This window comes from Marinobacter sp., from assembly GCF_041687235.1.
In the GTDB taxonomy this organism is placed as follows: Bacteria; Pseudomonadota; Gammaproteobacteria; order Pseudomonadales; family Oleiphilaceae; genus Marinobacter.
In genome coordinates this window covers 26,124-45,112 of the sequence record NZ_JAWLCH010000001.1, presented here as the reverse complement: position 1 = coordinate 45,112, position 18,989 = coordinate 26,124, and the positions used below count along the sequence as shown (strand labels likewise).

The 18,989-nt window shown below is 56.9% G+C and carries 15 protein-coding genes; 11 read left to right on the top strand and 4 right to left on the bottom strand.

Annotated features, from left to right (window positions below; genetic code table 11):
• Nucleotides 1-23 precede the first annotated feature (23 nt).
• The 8 genes from ACESMK_RS00195 (at nucleotide 24) to ACESMK_RS00160 (ending at nucleotide 10,856) form a co-directional block, all read left to right on the top strand.
• Nucleotides 24-2,147 carry a type VI secretion system Vgr family protein gene (locus ACESMK_RS00195; RefSeq protein WP_372994083.1) on the top strand — a complete coding sequence of 708 codons (2,124 nt, stop codon included), beginning with the start codon at nucleotides 24-26 and terminating at the stop codon, nucleotides 2,145-2,147.
• 17 nt (nucleotides 2,148-2,164) lie between these two features.
• Nucleotides 2,165-2,734 (top strand): DUF4123 domain-containing protein, encoded by a 570-nt coding sequence (locus ACESMK_RS00190; protein ID WP_372994081.1) that lies wholly within the window; start codon nucleotides 2,165-2,167, stop codon nucleotides 2,732-2,734.
• Nucleotides 2,735-2,746: 12 nt separating this feature from the next.
• Nucleotides 2,747-6,625, top strand: coding sequence for a hypothetical protein (locus ACESMK_RS00185; protein WP_372994079.1), 3,879 nt, complete (start codon nucleotides 2,747-2,749; stop codon nucleotides 6,623-6,625).
• A complete protein-coding gene (locus ACESMK_RS00180; RefSeq protein WP_372994077.1) occupies nucleotides 6,618-7,637 on the top strand; it encodes a hypothetical protein in 1,020 nt (339 codons plus the stop codon). Before ACESMK_RS00185 ends, ACESMK_RS00180 begins: the two co-directional genes overlap by 8 nt.
• Nucleotides 7,638-7,736: 99 nt before the next feature.
• On the top strand, nucleotides 7,737-8,186 hold the full coding sequence (locus ACESMK_RS00175) for a DUF4124 domain-containing protein (RefSeq protein ID WP_372994075.1): 450 nt from the start codon (nucleotides 7,737-7,739) through the stop codon (nucleotides 8,184-8,186).
• A 77-nt stretch (nucleotides 8,187-8,263) separates the two neighbouring features.
• Nucleotides 8,264-9,118: a DNA ligase gene (locus ACESMK_RS00170; protein ID WP_372994073.1), complete on the top strand. Its 855-nt coding sequence runs from the start codon at nucleotides 8,264-8,266 to the stop codon at nucleotides 9,116-9,118.
• Nucleotides 9,119-9,232: 114 nt separating this feature from the next.
• Nucleotides 9,233-9,490 (top strand): YdcH family protein, encoded by a 258-nt coding sequence (locus tag ACESMK_RS00165; RefSeq protein ID WP_372994071.1) that lies wholly within the window; start codon nucleotides 9,233-9,235, stop codon nucleotides 9,488-9,490.
• 100 nt (nucleotides 9,491-9,590) lie between these two features.
• Entirely contained in the window at nucleotides 9,591-10,856 is a 1,266-nt protein-coding gene (locus ACESMK_RS00160; RefSeq protein ID WP_372994069.1) for a glycerophosphodiester phosphodiesterase family protein, read from the top strand.
• A gap of 203 nt (nucleotides 10,857-11,059) precedes the next feature.
• Here ACESMK_RS00160 and ACESMK_RS00155 read toward each other — a convergent pair whose 3' ends face one another.
• The 4 genes from ACESMK_RS00155 to ACESMK_RS00140 are packed head-to-tail and all read right to left on the bottom strand — an operon-like array spanning nucleotide 11,060 to nucleotide 14,854.
• Nucleotides 11,060-11,860, bottom strand: a complete 801-nt coding sequence (locus ACESMK_RS00155) for an ABC transporter ATP-binding protein (protein WP_372994067.1) — start codon at nucleotides 11,858-11,860, stop codon at nucleotides 11,060-11,062.
• Nucleotides 11,857-12,864, bottom strand: coding sequence for a FecCD family ABC transporter permease (locus ACESMK_RS00150; RefSeq protein WP_372994065.1), 1,008 nt, complete (start codon nucleotides 12,862-12,864; stop codon nucleotides 11,857-11,859). The genes ACESMK_RS00155 and ACESMK_RS00150 overlap by 4 nt, the downstream gene beginning before the upstream one ends.
• Entirely contained in the window at nucleotides 12,861-13,886 is a 1,026-nt protein-coding gene (locus tag ACESMK_RS00145; protein WP_372994063.1) for a FecCD family ABC transporter permease, read from the bottom strand. Before ACESMK_RS00145 ends, ACESMK_RS00150 begins: the two co-directional genes overlap by 4 nt.
• Before the next feature lie 8 nt (nucleotides 13,887-13,894).
• Nucleotides 13,895-14,854, bottom strand: a complete 960-nt coding sequence (locus tag ACESMK_RS00140; RefSeq protein WP_372995401.1) for an ABC transporter substrate-binding protein — start codon at nucleotides 14,852-14,854, stop codon at nucleotides 13,895-13,897.
• 130 nt (nucleotides 14,855-14,984) lie between these two features.
• Between ACESMK_RS00140 and ACESMK_RS00135 the strand changes: the two genes are divergently transcribed.
• The 3 genes from ACESMK_RS00135 (at nucleotide 14,985) to ACESMK_RS00125 (ending at nucleotide 18,969) form a co-directional block, all read left to right on the top strand.
• Nucleotides 14,985-15,938 carry a LysR family transcriptional regulator gene (locus ACESMK_RS00135; RefSeq protein WP_372994061.1) on the top strand — a complete coding sequence of 318 codons (954 nt, stop codon included), beginning with the start codon at nucleotides 14,985-14,987 and terminating at the stop codon, nucleotides 15,936-15,938.
• Between the two features lie 94 nt (nucleotides 15,939-16,032).
• Nucleotides 16,033-17,955: a TonB-dependent receptor domain-containing protein gene (locus tag ACESMK_RS00130; protein WP_372994059.1), complete on the top strand. Its 1,923-nt coding sequence runs from the start codon at nucleotides 16,033-16,035 to the stop codon at nucleotides 17,953-17,955.
• A gap of 9 nt (nucleotides 17,956-17,964) precedes the next feature.
• Entirely contained in the window at nucleotides 17,965-18,969 is a 1,005-nt protein-coding gene (locus ACESMK_RS00125; RefSeq protein ID WP_372994057.1) for an MBL fold metallo-hydrolase, read from the top strand.
• Nucleotides 18,970-18,989: the final 20 nt, after the last annotated feature.

Below are 18,989 nucleotides of genomic sequence, written 5' to 3'. Positions count from 1 at the left end.
TTTTTTCTTCAGGGATCGAAGACATGCCCCAGACAAGCGGACTGCAATTTACCGCCACCATTGGCGAATACTCCTCTGATCACTTCTCCGTTGTTGGCTTCGCGCTGACAGAACGGCTGTCCGAGTTGTTCCAGGGACGTCTTGACCTGGCCAGTACCGATCCGTCTGTTGGCGCCTCGAACGTGCTGGAGCAACCGGTGGATCTCGTGATCTGGCAGGACGGGGTGCCGCAGCGTCGCTTTACCGGCGTGGTCAGCGAATTTGCCCGTGGTGATTCCGGCCACCGGCGTACCCGTTACGAACTGGTTTTCCGGCCACCGCTCTGGCGCCTGGCGCTGATGCACAACAGCCGTATTTTCCAGAACCGACGCACGGATGAGATTGTTCGCACCCTGCTGGAGGAGCGGGGGATCGTCGATACCGTGTTTGATCTTAAACGCGGCCCCGAGGAGCGGGAATACTGCGTCCAGCACCGGGAAAGTGATCTGGCCTTTGTCGAACGTCTGGCGGCTGAGGAAGGCTGGCACTACCGCTACCAGCACGGCAGCCTCGATGGTCAGGAAACACCTGCCCTGATTTTTGCCGATCATCATCGCGATTCGCCACGGCTTGAGGCCGTCCCATACAACGGCACAGCGGGGGGTAGTACCCGAACGCCCTGTGTGTTCCGGTTCGCGTACCGAGAGCGGGTGCGCCCTGCTTCGGTCGCCATGAAGGATTACACCTTCACGAACCCGGCCTACGCCCTGATGCATGAACAGTCTGGCGATCAGCTCGTCCACCGGGAGGATTACCAGCACTACGACTACCCCGGCCGATTCAAACAGGACGTCAGTGGTCGGCCGTTCACTGAAGCCAGGCTTGCTGCCTTGCGCAGCGACGCCAGCACCGCCCTTGGTGAAAGCAATCGCCCGGATTTTGCACCGGGTGCCAGGGTGCCGCTGACCGACCACGACAACGAAGCCATGAATCGCGACTGGCTACTTACGGCGATCACCCACACCGGCTCACAACCCCAGGCCCTGGAAGAAGAGGGTGGCAGCGAACCGACACGCTACGCCAACCACTTTACCGCCATCCCTGCAGACCGAAGCTGGCGGCCACTGTGTGAACACAAACCCCTGATGGATGGGCCGCAGATGGCGATAGTTACCGGCCCGGAAGGCGAGGAAATTCATTGCGACCAATACGGCCGCGTGAAAGTGCGATTTCCCTGGGATCGCTATGCGGCAAATGATGAACACAGCAGTGCCTGGCTCCGGGTCAGCCAGGGTTGGGCCGGGGGGCAGTATGGTTTCACCGCATTGCCGAGGATCGGCCATGAAGTGATCGTCTCCTTCCTGGACGGCGACCCTGACCAGCCCATCATCACCGGGCGAACCTGGCACGCCACCAACACGCCGCCGTACGCTCTGCCGGAACACAAAACCCGCACCACCCTGAAAACCAAAACCCACAAGGGCGAGGGCAGTAACGAGCTGCGGTTTGAAGACGAGGCGGGCGAAGAACAGATCTACGTTCACGCTCAGAAAGACCTGGCACTGCGCACGGAAAACAACCGCACCGAAGTCATCGGCAATGACAGCCACCTGACGGTCAGCAAGCATCGCCTCAGCCACGTGAAAGGCAGCAGCCATCACACCGTGGCCGGCGAGAAACGCGAACAGACCGGGAAAGACCACAGCTTCAACGTTAGTGGCACCCTGCACCTGAAAGCTGGCACGGCCTGGCTCAGTGAGTCCGGCACCGAACTGCATATCAAGGCCGGTCAGAAAGCCGTGATTGAAGCGGGTGCGGAAATCACCCTCAAGGCGGGCGGCAGCTTTGTGAAAATCGACCCAAGCGGCGTTGCCCTCGGTGGCGCGGCGATCAAACTGAATGCCGGAGGTTCGCCGGGTAAGGGGAGTGGTCAGAAGGTGTTGGTGCCGGATATGCCCGCCTTGGTGGATAGCATCGGTGGGTGGGTGGCGCCGCCCGTGCTACCGGAAGTTGACCGGCGAACAGACGCCCAGGCGAAGGCAATTGTCGCTCATAGACTGAAACAGGCCCGTATGCACAGAACCGCCGTTGTTGAACAGTGCCAGCAGCAACCTGATGGCTCCTGTCCGCTCGGGAACTGCCCCTGTGGCAGAAAACAGTCGGTATAGTTCAAAGGGAGAGGATGGTGGCATTACCCAGACCTACATCTGGCAAAGTGCGTTATCTGGTGCTGGAGAGCCTAGCTGGAGAACCGCTGCTCAGGAAGCTCTACGAGCATGATGAGGCTCCAGTGTGGCAGCACCTTTTCAACGAAACGCTGTGGGCTGCCTACGTGGATGAGAGCCCCGTTGTCGTTCAGGCAGCCCAGGAAAGCGAACTGTACAAGTGGGCTCTGAACGAACTCAAGCTAAACAATGAGTTAAGCGGGATAGTCATCGAATCTGACGAGACTATTGACGCCGTAGTCACCTGGGTTCGGGAGCGCCTTACCGTGGCGTTTGGTGAGGGCAGAAAAGGCCTGCTGCGGTTCTATGACCCCCTGATCTGGCACCGGCTGAAGCCCCGAAACATCGGTGAGGATGGGCCGATCAAGCAAGTGATCTACTGGCACGGATGCTCTCATGAGGGGCGCTGGCTGGTTTCACGGAACCCGGAACCAGTGTCTATGGCGGGAACGCCTGTTCTGGAGCCAGAGCAACTTAAGCGATTGAGTATGGCGGTGGCTGATCCATTACAGTACCAGTTAACAACCTGAGGGATGACAGGGATGTCTGAAACCGAATCACCGCGAAATACAGAAAGTTGCGGGCCCGCCTGTGAGGGGGACGTGCTGATCGTTGAAATACTGGGGAAGGATCACCCCAGTGGACAGGAGCTTCGCCTCCTGCAGCATCAAGAATCCACACCCTACCAAACGATAGATGATCAGTTGGAGCATGAGGTGCTGGATAGCAGTGTGCTTCGTGTTTGGCCTTGGGATGAGTCACCGCAAGCCGATGTCGCTCTGGAAATTGCTGCCGAGCAGGGCGATTCGTTGCGAATACCGCTTTACACCCTGCCGGAAGTGACTCCCCGGCAAATCGTTCGGCAGAAACTTATTGTGGCGCCGTTGGTTCCATTGACACTGGTAGAGCGAGAGGAGCCCATCGCAGGTGTACCCGGGCAACAGATTGTTTCAGCCCGCTCTGGCTACCTTTACCTGTTCCGCAATAACCGGTTGTGGCGTGAAATCAGGCTATCTCGGAACGAAGACGGTCGACTGTGGTTCCGAGATATTCCGTTAAGTGCATACAGGAACGAGGGACAGCAACGTCTGAGTGCCAACAAACGTCTGCCCACCTCGGTTCCTCTGGACGAAATCTGGGTGCCAGTAAATTACTACACGACCAGTGCCACTTATGTAAGCGATGTCCGCGTTGCCTGGTCTGAAGTTCAGTGGTCGGCTGCTCGCATCGAGTTCTTGGAAAGCGATAGCGAGGCCTTTAAAGAGCGCACCCAAAGAATTGTTCAGCGACCAGATGCCCGTTGGCATCGTAGGTTTGCCGAAATGGTTGCGCTGGATGAGGTGGCGCCTCAGCGAGGCCGGCAACCCCTGCTTGAGGAGCAGGTGCCATCCACCTTCGACTTCCTTACAGATCTGGAGGGTTCCTATGGACTGGCATGTTATGAACAGGCAGCCGAGGAGCAAAAGAATTTTTTTGCAGGCGGAGCGGATGCAGAGAGCGCATGGCGTGAGAGTCAGTACCGAAACACCGACCTGGGGCCCACAGCGGCAATCAGGAATATGGTGTTGCAGGATCTTGCCAACGAGGCGAAAAAAGACACGGCTGCTGGGGAAAGTAGTCGTTTAGTGTGGGAAAACATAGGAGAGTCTGGCGATATTTTCGAGAGCGGCCGTAAACGAGGTTTGATGGGGATCGTTGTTTACGATGAGTTGTTCGAAATCCGAAAAGCCATGACTCGCACCAGCTCCGGGATCTTGTATCAGAAGAGTATTCGAGAATGGGCCAGCCGCCAACCACATTACCAAAGCGCTGAACTGGTTGAGCAAACGGTATTGCCAGAGAATCTGGGTGGGAAGCCCAATCCTCTGAACAAGCATGCCAGGCACCTCGACCTGTCTTTGAGCGGAAAGCTCGAGAAGGCGCTTCACCGAGCGTATCGGGCCCATGGCATCAATACGATAAAGTCAGCGCAGAAGCGCCTGTTGGCGCTGCTCAAGGATTGTGAGAATCAGGCCAGGCTGGCAGATTTGTTTTCACTTGAGGGCGGAGATTACCAGAGTGGATTCGTCCTTTCAGGCCAGCTGTTCAGCATTTTGCAATACGATGCTGAGTCTGCAGACAAGCCCTGGCTGGCCAGCACCAACCCTGATTGTTCAACCCGATGCACGGGAAGACTCACTGACCCGGACGATACTCCAGCTCGGCAAGGCTCGGAGCTGATCCTCGAGATTGCGAGGGAGGGCTCAGTCCATCCATTGCATGCCATGCTCTATCCGCAATCTGAAGCTGTGCCGCTGAGCGAGCCCTATGAGCGACCCGAGTCAGAGCCTAACCCGGGAGATGGTCGATTCAGGCCCTCAGCCTTTGCGCAGCTGGACCTGGAAGACTCGTTGCCGGCACAGGAAGATCTGCAAACCATCGAGGCGGCGTCGTTGGTGGCCTTGGCGGAGCAAGGGGCTTTTAACACAGTCGGTTTCTTGCGAATGACCACCAAGGCCTTGGATGGCATCAGTGGTCAGTTGATGGGGCAGTTCAATAAAGCGCTGCAAAGTGTTTATGGTGAGTTAATTCGCATTGATCTGGATATCCACGGCCCTATGGTCCGTTCGCTCAAGGCCATGAACCCGACTTTGCTGGGTGAACTTCTGTTTCTGCCGCAAGGCTCGCAGGGTATGAATATGGTCCTTCTGGGTGTGGAGGATCCCGAGATCGGGCTACGAAATGGACTGACAGATGCAGAGCGTGATTACTTTAATCGCAACAACCACAGTGGCCGTTTCCATGGAGAAATCCAGGACGCGGACGGGCGCACTATCGGAAGCACTAACCCTAACAGGGTGCCTGGCGGGGTGAATGGGGACGAGTCGGGTCGGTTCTATGCCTTTATGGCGCCCGCTAACTCGGATTTGGTGAAGAACTATCGCGAGGTGCGCGCCCAGATTAGCCAGCAGCGCAGTCTTGGCAAGGCGCTCGATCGGCTTGGTTTGCCTTATGTGGTGTTGGGGTTTGAACTTTGGAATTTGAGCTATACGCTCTCAGGTTTCTCTGAAATCCTGCGAACCCGGGGAGGAGTGCGAGCGGCGGCAGATATCGTGTCTGCGGTGCTGGATTTGTCTATGGCCTCCGTGGCTGTTGCCGAGCAGCTGTCTAAACGGTTGATGGATAGTTCAGCCATAGCACATCAGATGAATCGGGTGGTATTTGACGTTGAGAAAGCAGTGGCGACTGGTCGAATCTCCCAGGCTTTGGGTAGTCGGTTACCGCGAGCGATAACTCTCCGAATGGTGTCCGTTTCAATACTGGCTTTTTTGGACGCAGGCATTCGCGCTGCAGACTCCATTCACTACTTGAAAACAGGGCAAACAGCCTCTGCTGTAGCTATGGGCGGCGCCACGGCCGGCGCCCTGATGAGCGGCTGGGCGAGTATATCGTTGATGGGTGCTGCCAAAGGGGGTAGCGCCGGTGCAGTTCTGGGTCTGAGCACCCCTGTGGGCTGGATTGTGCTGGGTGTCGGTTTGACCTTGGTGATAGCTGGATCAGTGGTTGCGAGTTTACTGGAGGATGATGAGCTTGAGTCATGGCTCAAGAACGGACCTTTCGGGGAGTATCGAAACTCATCCTATGAGCATCTATGGGGAGATGCTCCGGCATTAGACGATTGGGCCAAAGAGGAAGATGCTCCGGATGAATCCTCAAGTAGCCTCTGGTCATGGTTGCCATGGGTTGATAACACGCCGGAAATCCCAGCGCCGAAGCCAGTGCCGGAAAGGGAAGCGTTCTACCGACTGGCCAATATTCTGGCCGGTGTGCAGATCCTCGAATCCCTGCACCATGTAGACCCCACAGAGGCTCGCCGTTTGGCGGAAGTCAAAATCGTTAGTGACGGTTCAATGCCTTCCCGCGGGGAAGTGGATGAACTTCACGATGAGCTGGTGAAGGCCAATTTCCGGATTGTCGTCCGAAGCAATCTGGTTAGTATTCTGGGTGAAGCTGCACTCAAGGTACACATTCGTAGAGTCAAGGAAGTTCACCGACCTAATCCTGGCTCCGGCGGTACCACGGTCGCCAAAACTGAGTTGCAGGAATCCGACGATGGCGATTGGTGGGTTCATCGGAGATACTTGCCTGACGGCGTAGAATACTGGCTGGAGACTCCCAGACCGTCAGGGCTGGTGTTTCACGAATGGGAGATAAGGGCGCGAATGGTTGCGGACCTTGGTACTGGCAGAGAGTACGTATTTCCTGCACCACCGGTTAGGGATCCTCTGGTTTACCAGGAGCTCAGGCACGGCAATCATGAGGCTCCGGATTTTACTAAAGATGATGCTCCGTTCTGGGCTAGCTTGACTACCAATCGGCGAGCTTTGAGTGTTCTTTCTCATCGAAAACTGAACACTGTGGAGGAAGCCTCCGATGTCTGAAACCTCGTATTACGGCCCTACCGCTTGGCAACCCGACCGAGACAGTAGTCCACGTCGTCGTGGGCAGTTGGATCAGCGTTCCCGGGGTTTTCGCTTTCAGTGGACGGCTGGGCAGAAACTGTCTAAAGAGTATGTTTCCAACGTGGTCCCGGGCGACTTTTTGGAAACCTGGCTGCCGGGACAGGATGAGGACACTAACTGGTACGTTGAAGAAGGCCGAGGTGAAGAGAGGAAGAGAGTTCCGATGGCCTGGATCAACCAGGAAAGCATTCGCTGGGCTACGCTACCAGGCTCTTCTTGGCGATGGTTATTGCTCAAAGTATTTGCGAAGTTTACGTTGATTTTAGGAGGAGTGGGAATTTTCCTCGCTTCCGTGGCTGTTACGCTCCTTCTTGATGTTAGCGCCGAAGAAAAGAGGCAGTTATTCCTAGAGGGCTTTTTGCCGATACTTGTCTATGGAGGGGGCGGCTGCGCTCTCATTTGGGGGTGTGTCAGCCTCATCGAACACCTCTTCCCCAGCTGGATCTACAAAGACCCCAAAGGCCCTCTTTGGGAATTCAACCGCCGAACCGGCCTCGTCACCGCCTTCCGCAATCCCAAGAAAAAACGGGACGCTGGCCAGATTGCCTGGCAGTCACCGTTTGCCGAATTTGATGGCTATGTCCACACTGGCCCGACCCACCAGGGCTTACCTCTTTATTACGGTGCGATGGTTCATCGTTTCCGGGAAGAGGCGCTGCCGCTGACCGACTTCCAGGCTGCGTCCAGTAACGATGAAGACCACAAGGCCCTATGGAATTTCTGGCTGCAATACATGGACAGCACCGCCCCGCTGCCAGATATTCCGCTGTTTGAGCCGCATCGTCACAAGGACCCGGTGACCGCCGAGCATGACAAACGCATCGGCCGAAATCCCCGTTACTGGCGGGATATGGACGAGGCCACCTACAAACAGAAAACAGACGAAATGTACAAGCGCTGTCTCAAAGTCTTCAGTTTCGCCAGCAGGTGAGCTTACCTGCTCCTAGCTGAGGTGCTAGGCTTCCAACGACGCAGAAGGCATATTCTCGCAGGTGAGCCATGGAATTAACGAAGTGAAAAGGAGTTCTTTGTGAAAGCATTTCTGGTTCTGATCTCTCTCTGTCTTATCCCCCTCTCCGCAAACGCCGGCGTCTACAAATGGGTCGACGCCAACGGTCAGACCCATTTCGGAGATCGTCCACCGGCTAAAGCGGCATCAAGTGAAGTCACGGTGAAGTCCGCTCCGGCCAGCGTGGATGCGGGTACCCGGGAGCGACACCAGAAGATGACGGAGTTTCTGGAGCAACAACAGGAGGAACGAAAGGCGCGGAAGGCCGCCGATGCCAAGGCTGAGGAGAAAGCGGAGAAGCAAGCTGAGCTGTGCAGGAAGCTTCGGGCGCGCCTCAAGTATCTGGCCAGCGTTTCTACCTTTTACAACGTCAACGATCAGGGCGAGAGGGTCTTCGTGAGCGAGGCCGAGAATACCCGTATTCGTGAGGATTTCCGGAAAAAGGTGAGGAGCACCTGCGGAAACGACTAATACGCTATTGATGACCAGGGGCGGAAAGGAAAGTCTGGCCTCTGCAGGAAAAACCAACTGAGAGCAAAGGAATTGCCATGCCTTTTCGATTGTTCAGCGCCGTGCTGCAGGCGCTGCTTTTCCTTCTGTTTTCCCCCGTAGCGGTAGCGAAACAGCCCGAGCTGACACTCGCCAATGTGTATCAAAAGGGCATGCCGCTGGACGACTACTGGGTCAGTGAAAAGCTCGACGGGGTGCGCGCATACTGGACCGGCGAGCGATTTCTTTCCCGTGGTGGTCACGAGTATCGGGTGCCCGCTTGGTTCACCAGAGGGTTTCCGGCGCACCCCCTGGACGGCGAGCTCTGGATGGGGCGGGGCCGGTTTGCGGAGTTGTCAGGGGCGGTGCGTCAGGTGGTGCCCGATGATGACGATTGGCGGCGGATTCGGTTCATGGTGTTTGATCTTCCGGATCAGAAGGCTACCTTCGATCAACGCCTGGCCCGGCTGAGGGTGTTGATCGAGAAGGTTGGGTCACCCTATATGGCGCTTGTTGATCAACAACGGGCGAGCAGCCATGAGAATTTGATGCTGCGTCTGGACAAGGTGGTGGCTGGTGGGGGAGAGGGCCTGATGCTGCGGCTGGGCGCCAGTGGTTACCGAAGTGGGCGCTCGAATGATTTGTTGAAGGTGAAACAGTACCAGGATGCCGAAGCGGTGGTGGTTCATCACCTGCCGGGCAAGGGCAAATACGAGGGGCTGATGGGGTCACTGCTGGTGGAGTTGGAAGGTGGCAGGAAATTCCGGATTGGTTCGGGGTTCAGCGAATCCGAACGAGCGTCACCTCCCAAACCCGGAACCACGATCACATTCAAGTACTATGGCCTCACAGCCACCGGCCTGCCTCGCTTTGCCAGCTTTCTGCGTATCCGGAACGATGAACCCGCATGGTAATTCGTTTGCAGCCTCACTGGCGCTTGACGGGGATCAAGACTGACAAGTGCAGCGAGCCCTACACTGAAATGAGTCAACTTCATCTCATCCCCACCAGTCATGGAGACTGCGCGAATGTCCCTGGAAAAACACGACCTGATTCACGAATTGCCGGAATCCAAAGAAGCCATTCATCTACTGAAAACCAACAGTAATCACTTTGCCAAGCTGTTTGATGAGTATCATGAAGTGGACCATGCGGTTCACCGCGTCGAAACGGGGGCAGAGAATACCTCCGATGAGTACCTGGAAAACCTCAAGAAACAGCGTCTGAATCTGAAGGACCAGTTGTTTGCCATGATTCGAGAGTATGAGGCGTCCGCGGCGAGCTGAAAGCAACCCGCCAGATAATCCTGCCTCAGCCGTCACCTGGCGGTAATCCTCCTTGGGAACACTGTTGATACGCTATCATCGGGTTCACAAGGAGGATGCTATGACGTTACGGATTTGTGTGGGCTTCGCCCTGTGCGTGGCGATGTCCCTGGGGCAAGCGGCCACGGTTAAGGATCGCTCCCCGCATGCAGCGCCTGCGACGGGCGGCCAGCCGGAACCGTCGGTCCATCTGGGGCCACGGCCTTTCTGGCTTGTTGATGACATGGACGACAGCCCACTCAAAGCGCGCCTGCAGGCCTGCAATACCGATTCTGTCAAAAAAACGGATTTCTCCATCGGCCACCGGGGCGCCCCTCTGCAGTTTCCCGAACATACCCGTGAATCCTACATCGCGGCGGCCCGCATGGGTGCCGGGATCCTGGAATGCGATGTCGCCTTTACCAGGGACCGAAAGCTGGTTTGCCGACATGCCCAGGACGACCTCCATACCACCACCAATATTGTTGCCGTGCCGGCACTGAACGCCAAGTGTACCCAGCCTTTCGTGCCCGCCGATCCCGCCACGGGTGCGCCGGCAGAGGCCGAGTGCCGGACCAGTGATATTACCCTCGCCGAGTTCAAGTCCCTGACGGGCAAGATGGATGCCTACAACCCGATGGCAACCACACCGGAGGAGTATCTGACCGGCACCGCAGACTGGCGCACCGATCTCTACGCCAGCCGGGGTACGCTGATGACCCATAAGGAAAGCATCGAGTTGTTCAAGGCACTGGGCGTAAAGTTCACCCCGGAGCTGAAATCACCGGTGGTGGATATGCCGTTTGAAGGCGACTACAGCCAGCAGGACTATGCCCGCCAGATGATCCAGGATTATATTGATGCTGGTGTGCAGCCGGGGGATGTGTGGCCCCAATCTTTCAATCTGGAGGACGTGCTGTATTGGGTGAACGAGACGCCCCGCTTTGGCCGGCAAGCAGTTTTTCTTGATCAGTCAGCGCCCACGCCGGAAAACACCTCATTGGCTTATATGGAGGTGCTGAAGGCACAGGGCGTGAATATTCTGGCGCCGGCGCTTTGGAAGCTGCTGGCTCTGGACAACCAGGGGCAAATCGTTCCGTCGCGGTACGCCGAGAATGCGCGCGAAGCAGGCCTGGACCTGATTGCCTGGACGGTTGAACGCAGTGGACCGCTGGAAAACGGTGGTGGCTGGTATTACCAGACCGTGACAGATGCCATCAACAACGACGGCGACATGCTTACCGTGATCGATGTTCTGGCCCGTGAGGTCGGTGTCATCGGTATCTTCTCGGACTGGCCGGCGACAACTACCTTCTATGCCAATTGTATGGGGTTGGCGAAGCATTGAGGTAAGAAGAAAGGTGCAGCGCCTGGCTGCGCCTTTCTATTTTTTGTGCTTAGCAGATCTTGCCAACATGTTCGTTCAGGCCGCTTCAGCCTCATTATGGTGGCCTAAGTCACCAGTTGTGGCCGGGAATTTTTATTATATATTGGCCCGCCACTGTTTAGGCTCTCGGTTTTAAACAAAAGCGAACATTCGAGTCAGCCCTTTTACGAGTTGCAGGGACGCAGGTTTGCCAGCAGCGGAGAACCGGTGGCTGGGTCCTGTATCAGGTCACAGTGAACACCGTACAACTCTTTGACCAGTTCTGGCGAGACAATGTCTGCCGGGGCGCCTTCCTCAATAATGCATCCGTTTTTCATGGCGACCATGTGGTCGGCATAGCGGCAGGCATTAACCAGATCGTGCACCACCATCGCTATGGTTTTGCCCTGGCGACTGAGAGCTTGAATAAGCTCAAATACCTCAATCTGGTGGCCCAGATCCAATGCCGAGGTGGGCTCATCCAACAGCAACAAGGGCGTTTGTTGGGCAACGGCCATGGCAATCCATGCCCGCTGCCTCTGGCCGCCGGACAGGGTGTCCAGAGCCCGCCCGGATAAATCGGCCACATCGGCTGCCAATACCGCCTGATCAAAGGCTTGTTGATCCTCTCTCGACCACTGCGTCATCCAACCCTGATGGGGCTGGCGGCCAAACCGCACCAGGTCTGCCACAGTCAGACCTTCGGGTGCGGTGTTATCCTGGGGCAGCAGCGCCAGCTTCCGCGCTACCTCTTTGGACGGCAGTCGATGGATGTCTTTGCCGTCCAGTAACACTGAGCCTTCGCGGGGGGCGTGAATCCGGGCCAGTCCGTTCAGCAAAGTCGACTTTCCGCAGCCGTTGGGCCCCACAATCGCAGTGACTTTGCCAGTAGGTAGCGAAAGACTCAGATTTTCCGCGACGATGAACTGGCGATGGGCAAGCGTAATGGATTCAGCCTTCAGGGTCGCGGTTTTGGTATGGCTCATGTCAGGCTCCGTGGAGAAGGTCTAAGCAGAATCCAGAGTAAATAGGGGCTGCCGACAATGGCGGTAATGATGCCGACCGGAATTTCCAGCGGTGCGAGCAGGATTCGCCCTAGCAGGTCAGCAAGAAGCATGAAGCTGGCACCGGCCAGGGCTGCAGCTGTCAGGGGGATCTTCCCCGGTCGACAGAGCGCCCGCGCTAACTCGGGCGCCAGCAGGGCTATCAGGCCGACAGGCCCACACACCGATACCGCTAGGCCGGTCAGCATCACTGACAAACCAAGGCCCGTAACACGGATGGCTCTCAGGCGGGTGCCGAGGGCAATGGCCACGGCATCTGAGAACTGTAAGGTATTGAGTGCCCGCGAGAGGCACATCAGAGTCACGTAACCCGCCGCAACCCCGATGCCCAGAACGAGCACACTTCGGCTGTCGCGTGCATTCAGACTGCCCACGGTCCAGGGGTACGCGGCATTGGCTGTGTCAATGGCCACCCGGCTGAGCATTACCTGAGTAACGGCGCCGGCGATTGCACCAATTCCGATACCGGCGACAATGAAACGATAGCCCCGGGTGACGTTGGCGCCAGCCAGGCCGAAAGCAATGGCGGTGGCGGCTGCTGCTCCGGCCAGTGCCATGGCCGAAGGTGCCAGCGATAATCCAACGCCAATCACAGACGCCACTGCGAAGGCGGTGGCGGCGTTATCAATGCCGATAATGCCGGGTGTGGCAAGGCGATTGCGGGCTAGGGTCTGCATCAGGCAGCCGGCCATGGCGAGTGCCGCGCCACTCAATAAACCCGCTACGACACGGCTCAAGCGCAGCTCGTTGACGACGAAATCGGTCATCGGGTCTGCATTGCCGACCAAGGCACTCATGGTGTCGAACAGCGATACTTGCACAGTGCCTGTCGAGAGGGAGGTAAACAGGATCAGAACCATCAGCACGGACAGTGCAATGTTGACCAGGGTGTTACGGGTACCGGGCATCGTAAACTGTGAACTCATAAAGAAGGCATCCGGCCTGCGCGTACAATGGCCAGCAACACCGGTGCGCCGATCAGGGCGGTGACGACACCCAGAGGCATCTCCGCGGGCGCCGCGATCAACCGGGAAACCACATCAGCCCCCAGTACCACTGCTGGGCCAATCGGCACGCACAGCCAAAGCGTCTTCCGTATGTCCGGGCCGGAAAAGGCCCGTGCAATAAACGGTACCACCAACCCAACAAAAATCAGCGGTCCGGCCAGGGCGGTGGCGGAACCGACCAGCAGGGCAACGGTTATGGTAATCAGAAACCGGATCTGCCCCGGGTGATGGCCCAGGCCGACTGCCGCTTTTTCACCCAGGGCCATGGCTGCCAGCGGTCGAGCCAGGATGGCGATCAACGCCAGCCCGACCAGGATGAACGGCAGGGTTGCCCAAAGCATGGATAGCGATTTGCCAGCTACGCTGCCAGTGATCCAGAAGCGGATTTCATCTGCGGCACGCTGGTCCATCAGCATCAGCATTGAGGTCAGAGCCATCAAAAGGCTCGTGAGGGTGGCACCGGCCAGCACCAGTCTTACCGGATCATTGCCCAGGCCCTGAACCCGGGTGGCGGCAATAACCAGCGCACAGCCTGCCAGCGCGCCAAGCTGGGCCACCATGGCGGTAATCGTAGTTGTGCTGGCGCCCCAAAGTATAGCCAAAGCAACAAAAAAGCCGCTGCCTGCGCTAACCCCCAGTAAGCCCGGCTCGGCCAAGGGGTTGCGGGTCATCGATTGCAGAATAGCCCCCGCCAACCCGAGTGCCATGCCGGTTATCAGTGCAATGATGGTTCGTGGCAACCGAAGTTCGGTAACGACAAACAACGCTTCCTCGGTGCCGGCTCCCATCAGTGCCGCCAAAACGTCGATGGCAGACACCGGGCCGGCGCCATTGAGCAGACTGGCCAGTATCACCAAGAGCAGGAAAAATCCCGCAGCCAGAAGCGGCGGGATAAAGGCGCGAGACGCAACCAGACGATGTTGGTGCTGACGCTCCACCATTAGCTTCTTCAGAGCTGTCTGGCGGTGATCGCCGTCTCGATCTGGTCGAGGATGGCCAGCACAGCCAAGGGGCCGGATGCGCTGGTCCAAAGCTGCCCATTTACGGTTATCAACCGGTCATTCTCGACTGCGTTGAGTCGGGAAAAAGCTGGGGACTGGCGGGCCGCCGTCAGCGCTTTATCGCCATCCTCATTAAGCGTCGCCAGGAATACCCAGGTCTGGTCCATGCGGGACAGGTTTTCCAGACTTAATGGTTCGCTATGAGGGCGCCCTTCCTTGACCAGATTGTTGTTGTCTATCTGGAAACCCACCGCCTGAAGAATTGATGCAGAGAACAGGCCGGCTGACATCACCAGGGGCCCCTGGGGCATCCAGCGAACGAGGCTGGCGTCACGCTGAGCTTCGGGAATGCGGGCCTGAACCAGGTCGGCAACCTCGGCTATACGGGATTCGACCCGCGCAATAACCTGTTCGGCAGCGTCCTCCCGGCCCAGAGCCTTGGCGAATAATCGGGTTTGCTGTTCCCAGCTATCCGGCTGGAACAAAGGCGCGTCCGATACGATGACCGGTGCAATTCGGGACAGCAGCTGATACTGCTGCTCACTGGTGCGCGGGGCAGCCAGAATCAGATCGGGTCGGGCGGCTATAACCGCTTCAATGTTGGTTTCGGCTGGCGCGCCGACAATGGGGATATCGCCCGCTCTGGCCTTGATGTAATCAGCAACGTCGCTGCCGCCACGGGTAATCACAGCGCCCACCGCATTGGCCTGAACCGCCAGGGTTGTGTCCAACGCGCCCTCATAGAGTGTCACCACCCGCTCTGGTTGGCTGTAGACGGGTACCGGCCCGTAAGCCGTATCAACCGAGCGGGGGTCTGCCTGGAGGGTGCCTGGCCCAATGACGCTCAGCACCAGTGCTGTAATTGAGTTTCGAAGGTTTTTTTTCGGGGCTTTGGCACAGCGCTTCATGTTCAAGGGGGCTCCGTCAGGCAGGCGTTAGGTAGCCAGCCAATATTCACGAAAAAGAATAATAATGGTTCTTGTTTAGTTTTTGAAGTGATAAATTAAAACGGTTAGTTGCAAATAATGGAACCTAATCATGTATGACTTTCAGGAACTGGAAGCCTTTGTAGCGGTGGTGCGAACGGGCAGCCTGACGGCTAGCACTCGCGATTTGGGATTGCCCAAGTCCACCCTTAGCCGGAAGATCCGGCAATTGGAGGAGAGAGTCGGGCAGCCTCTTCTGCTCCGACAATCCCGGAAGATTTTGCCTAATGATGCCGGGCGTGTGTTCTATCGTTATTGCAACGACATTCTTGAGTTGGTTGCGCAGGGCCGTGAGGCCCTGGACGAACTGAAAGCCGAGGTGACCGGAAAGTTGGAACTCCGCTGCCATGAATCCTTTGTGCGTGGCTGGTTCTCCCGTGTGGTTGAGTCCTTCATGAGCGACCATGAAGATATTCGTGTAACGATTCATACCCAGAGAAGCCTGCCGGAAACGGTTGAAGACGGTATTTGCATCTGGTTGGGCCAGACCGGTGAAACGGGGCTACGGCGGGAAGTCCTGGGCGTGCTCGAACAGGGGATTTACGGAAGTCCGGAGTATTTCCGTAAGCATGGAACGCCGGCAAGCCCCGGCGAGTTGGCTCACCACTCCTGGGCAGATCTTCTGGGGGAAGGAGATGCGGATATTAGCCTGCGTCATTCGCGGCAGGGAAGATACCCACTGTCATTGCCTGATCGTCGCTTCACGGTCGACCAGTTGACGGTTCAGGGCGACGCCATTGCAGCGGGCCGGGGCCTGGGCTTGATGCCGATCTGGCTGGCTGAGCGCAGGCTTCGGGCTCATCCCGATAGCTTCCAGCGCTGTTTGCCAGAATGGTATGGGCCGGCTTTGCCGGTCACTCTGCTCTACCCCCATGGGATTCTGCCGCGCAGGGTCAGAGCTTTCATTGCTCATTTGCGGACCTGTATTCCCGAGGGATGGGCCGGTAATGCCAGGACCTCGGCGAGCACTGTTCCGGAAATTGGAACATATCCTTCCAGGACCTAAGTCCTTACGCTGTGGTAATGTTTACGCGACTGATAATGATTCGCAAATGCGAAAATGACAGATTGTAAACGTTATCCAACATAAGGAATTATTCATGCGCCACCGTGCTTCCCTGGTGGCTTCGGCTATTGCGATAGCTGGCGCCAGTTCCGCAATCCAGGTACAGGCGACTCCGGTTGAACTGGACGAGATCGTGGTCTCTGCAACGGGCCATCAGCAGGAGATTCTCCAGGCTCCGGCTTCTATCGGGGTTATTAGCCGGTCGGACATTGAAAACCGCTCTTACCGCGATATTACGGATGTCATCGAGGACCTGCCGGGCGTCGTGGTATCCGGTGGAGGCTCGCGCAAAGACATCACCATTCGCGGTTTGCCCGCCCAATATACGCTACTGATGGTTGATGGCCGGAAAGTATCCGGTCGGGAATCCCAACCGAATGGAAGCAGTGGTCTTGAGCAGGGCTGGCTGCCCCCTCTGGAAACCATCGAACGTATCGAGGTTATCCGGGGCCCTATGTCGACTCTGTACGGCTCCGATGCCGTTGGTGGCGTGATCAACATCATTACCCGTAAGTCCGGTGACAGTTGGCGAGGAACCCTACGCGCTGAAACGGTTGTTCAGGAAAACTCCGATTCGGGTGATGAATACCGCACTGAGGTGAATGCGTCAGGTCCGCTTGTGGATGGGCTGCTGGGGCTTCAGATTTCGGCGGCGTATTTTGACCGAGATGAAGATGATATCGAGCGAGGCTTCAGTGGCAATGAACTCTCCAGCTATCAAGCCGCTCTGGACCTTACCCCGACAGCCAACGACACTTTCACTCTGACGTACAGCGGATACGAACAGGAAAGAACCTTCACCTCGGGTAAGTCCGTGCCTGCCAGAACCAATAGTGGCGAAACCATCAATAATCGCCAGGCAATGTCATTGGATCATTCGGGCTCGTATAGTTCGCTCACCACAGACTCGTTCTTCCAGAACGAGTCTGTTGAAAACGAAGGTCGAGACATTACGATCGAAAACCGCACCGCACGAAGCCAGATATCACTTCCAGTGGGGTTCCATATCCTCTCCCTGGGCGTCGGCTACGAGGACAACGAGCTTCAGGACGAAACCACGAACGCCGGCAGCCTTACCCGGATCAGCAATGAGCAATGGTCAGTCTTTGCCGAAGATGAATGGCTGGTCTCGGATAGCTTTACCTTGACTCTGGGAGCCCGCCTGGATGACAACGATCAGTACGCCAGTCATATAAGCCCCCGTGTCTATGGGGTATGGAATATCAACGAGGCGTGGACACTCAAGTCTGGCGTATCCACCGGATACCGAACGCCAGACCTCAGGGAGCTTTCACCGAACTGGATTCAGGAGAGTCGGGGTGGCGATATCTACGGCAACCCGGATCTGGAACCTGAAACCTCAGTTAATACAGAGCTGGGCTTCTATTACCGGCCTTCTCGCCGCTTTCAGGCCAATATGACCGTTTTTCACAACTCGTTCGAAGACAAACTGATGGTCGTTGCCTGCCCTCAAAGTGTCTGCGGGCCCGCGACCGCCCGTTACAATATCAACGTTGATACCGCGGAGACACGTGGTGTGGAGCTGGGCGTCAGCGCAGAGGTGCTGCCAAGCGTGACGTTGGATGCCAGCCTGACCAACACCCGATCCAAGCAGACTTCCGGGGAAAACGAAGGGCAGCCACTAACCCAGATCCCAGAGCATCTCCTCGTTCTGAATGCCCGTTGGCAGATCAACGAGGCCGCCAGCAGCTGGGTAAAAGTCAACCATCGTGGCAAAGAGAGTGAGCCGACAAATCTTCAAGCAAGGCGCACCAATCAAGCGCCGGCAACGACCGTGACGGATATTGGAGGCTCCTGGCAGGCGACGAAGAATGTCAAAGTACATGCGGGCATCTACAACGTATTCGACGAGCCGCAAACCTTCGATGAATTCGGTTACGTGGGCGATGGCAGGCGTTACTGGCTTGGCCTGAATATTGGTTTCGGAGCATTTTAAGGGATGACTATGACACGCACGTTTTTTGTTTTGTTCGTCCTGGCCTGTGCGACGGCCCTGCCAGTAGCCGTCTCGGCGGAGACCCTGACCGCCCGCGAAATGGCAGCGAGGGGGCTGGTGCATGCCGAGGATTTTCCCGGCCTTGCCAGTATCTGCAACATTGACGATCCGATACGCGACGCCGCTCAAAAACGATCGGGAGACGGAAAGAAGCAGAACCGCTCCAGGAGGCGCTCCGAGCCTCTGGCACCTACCCAGGTCTTCGACAATCTTTATTACGTAGGCACGGGCGGAGTGGCCAGTTGGGTGCTCGAAACATCAGAAGGTTTGATCATCATCGACGCGCTAAATAACAACGCTGAGGCGGAAAAATATATTGTCGGTGGTCTGAAGACACTCGGGCTTGATCCAAACGATTTGCGGTATTTGGTCATCACACACGGCCATGGTGACCACTACGGTGGCCAGGAACTGCTAGTGTCTAGATACCAGCCGAAAGTTGTGATGAGTGACATTGAATGGACCATTCTGGAGCGACCTGTTCTCGATTTCAGTAGTTCCCGCTGGGGCGAGCGCCCGGAGCGGGATATATCCATTAACGATGGCGACACTATCACACTAGGAGAGACGACTGTCCGGCTGCACGTAACCCCAGGCCATACGCCGGGTACGATGTCGCTCATTTTTCCAGTTTATGACAAAGGAGAGCGTCACATGGCTGCATTGTGGGGCGGCACGGGGCTTAACTATGGTCCCGTTGAGCGTCGCATCCAGTCCTATTCAGATGCAGCCGAGCGATTTCGCCTGGAAGCCAAAGCCGCCAATGTTGACGTGTTTGTCTCTAATCACCCCACGCGCGACGGGTCTGCAAAGCGCATTAAAGCACTGGCAGAACGGCAGGATGGGGAAGCGCATCCGTTCGTGATCGGCAAAGAGACCGCACTGGGCGCGTTCGAGATGTTGAGGGACTGCACTCAGGCGCAGGTTTTGCGAATAAGGGAAGGAAATCAATGAGAAGCTACACTGCCGTTCGT

Bases quoted from the DNA above. Each gene is read 5' to 3' on its own strand.
- ACESMK_RS00195 (WP_372994083.1), top strand. From the start codon at position 24: ATGCCCCAGACAAGCGGACTGCAATTTACCGCCACCATTGGCGAATAC.
- ACESMK_RS00185 (WP_372994079.1), top strand. From the start codon at position 2,747: ATGTCTGAAACCGAATCACCGCGAAATACAGAAAGTTGCGGGCCCGCC.
- ACESMK_RS00180 (WP_372994077.1), top strand. From the start codon at position 6,618: ATGTCTGAAACCTCGTATTACGGCCCTACCGCTTGGCAACCCGACCGA.
- ACESMK_RS00170 (WP_372994073.1), top strand. From the start codon at position 8,264: ATGCCTTTTCGATTGTTCAGCGCCGTGCTGCAGGCGCTGCTTTTCCTT.
- ACESMK_RS00165 (WP_372994071.1), top strand. From the start codon at position 9,233: ATGTCCCTGGAAAAACACGACCTGATTCACGAATTGCCGGAATCCAAA.
- ACESMK_RS00160 (WP_372994069.1), top strand. From the start codon at position 9,591: ATGACGTTACGGATTTGTGTGGGCTTCGCCCTGTGCGTGGCGATGTCC.
- ACESMK_RS00155 (WP_372994067.1), bottom strand. From the start codon at position 11,860: ATGAGCCATACCAAAACCGCGACCCTGAAGGCTGAATCCATTACGCTT.
- ACESMK_RS00150 (WP_372994065.1), bottom strand. From the start codon at position 12,864: ATGAGTTCACAGTTTACGATGCCCGGTACCCGTAACACCCTGGTCAAC.
- ACESMK_RS00145 (WP_372994063.1), bottom strand. From the start codon at position 13,886: ATGGTGGAGCGTCAGCACCAACATCGTCTGGTTGCGTCTCGCGCCTTT.
- ACESMK_RS00140 (WP_372995401.1), bottom strand. From the start codon at position 14,854: ATGAAGCGCTGTGCCAAAGCCCCGAAAAAAAACCTTCGAAACTCAATT.
- ACESMK_RS00135 (WP_372994061.1), top strand. From the start codon at position 14,985: ATGTATGACTTTCAGGAACTGGAAGCCTTTGTAGCGGTGGTGCGAACG.
- ACESMK_RS00130 (WP_372994059.1), top strand. From the start codon at position 16,033: ATGCGCCACCGTGCTTCCCTGGTGGCTTCGGCTATTGCGATAGCTGGC.
- ACESMK_RS00125 (WP_372994057.1), top strand. From the start codon at position 17,965: ATGACACGCACGTTTTTTGTTTTGTTCGTCCTGGCCTGTGCGACGGCC.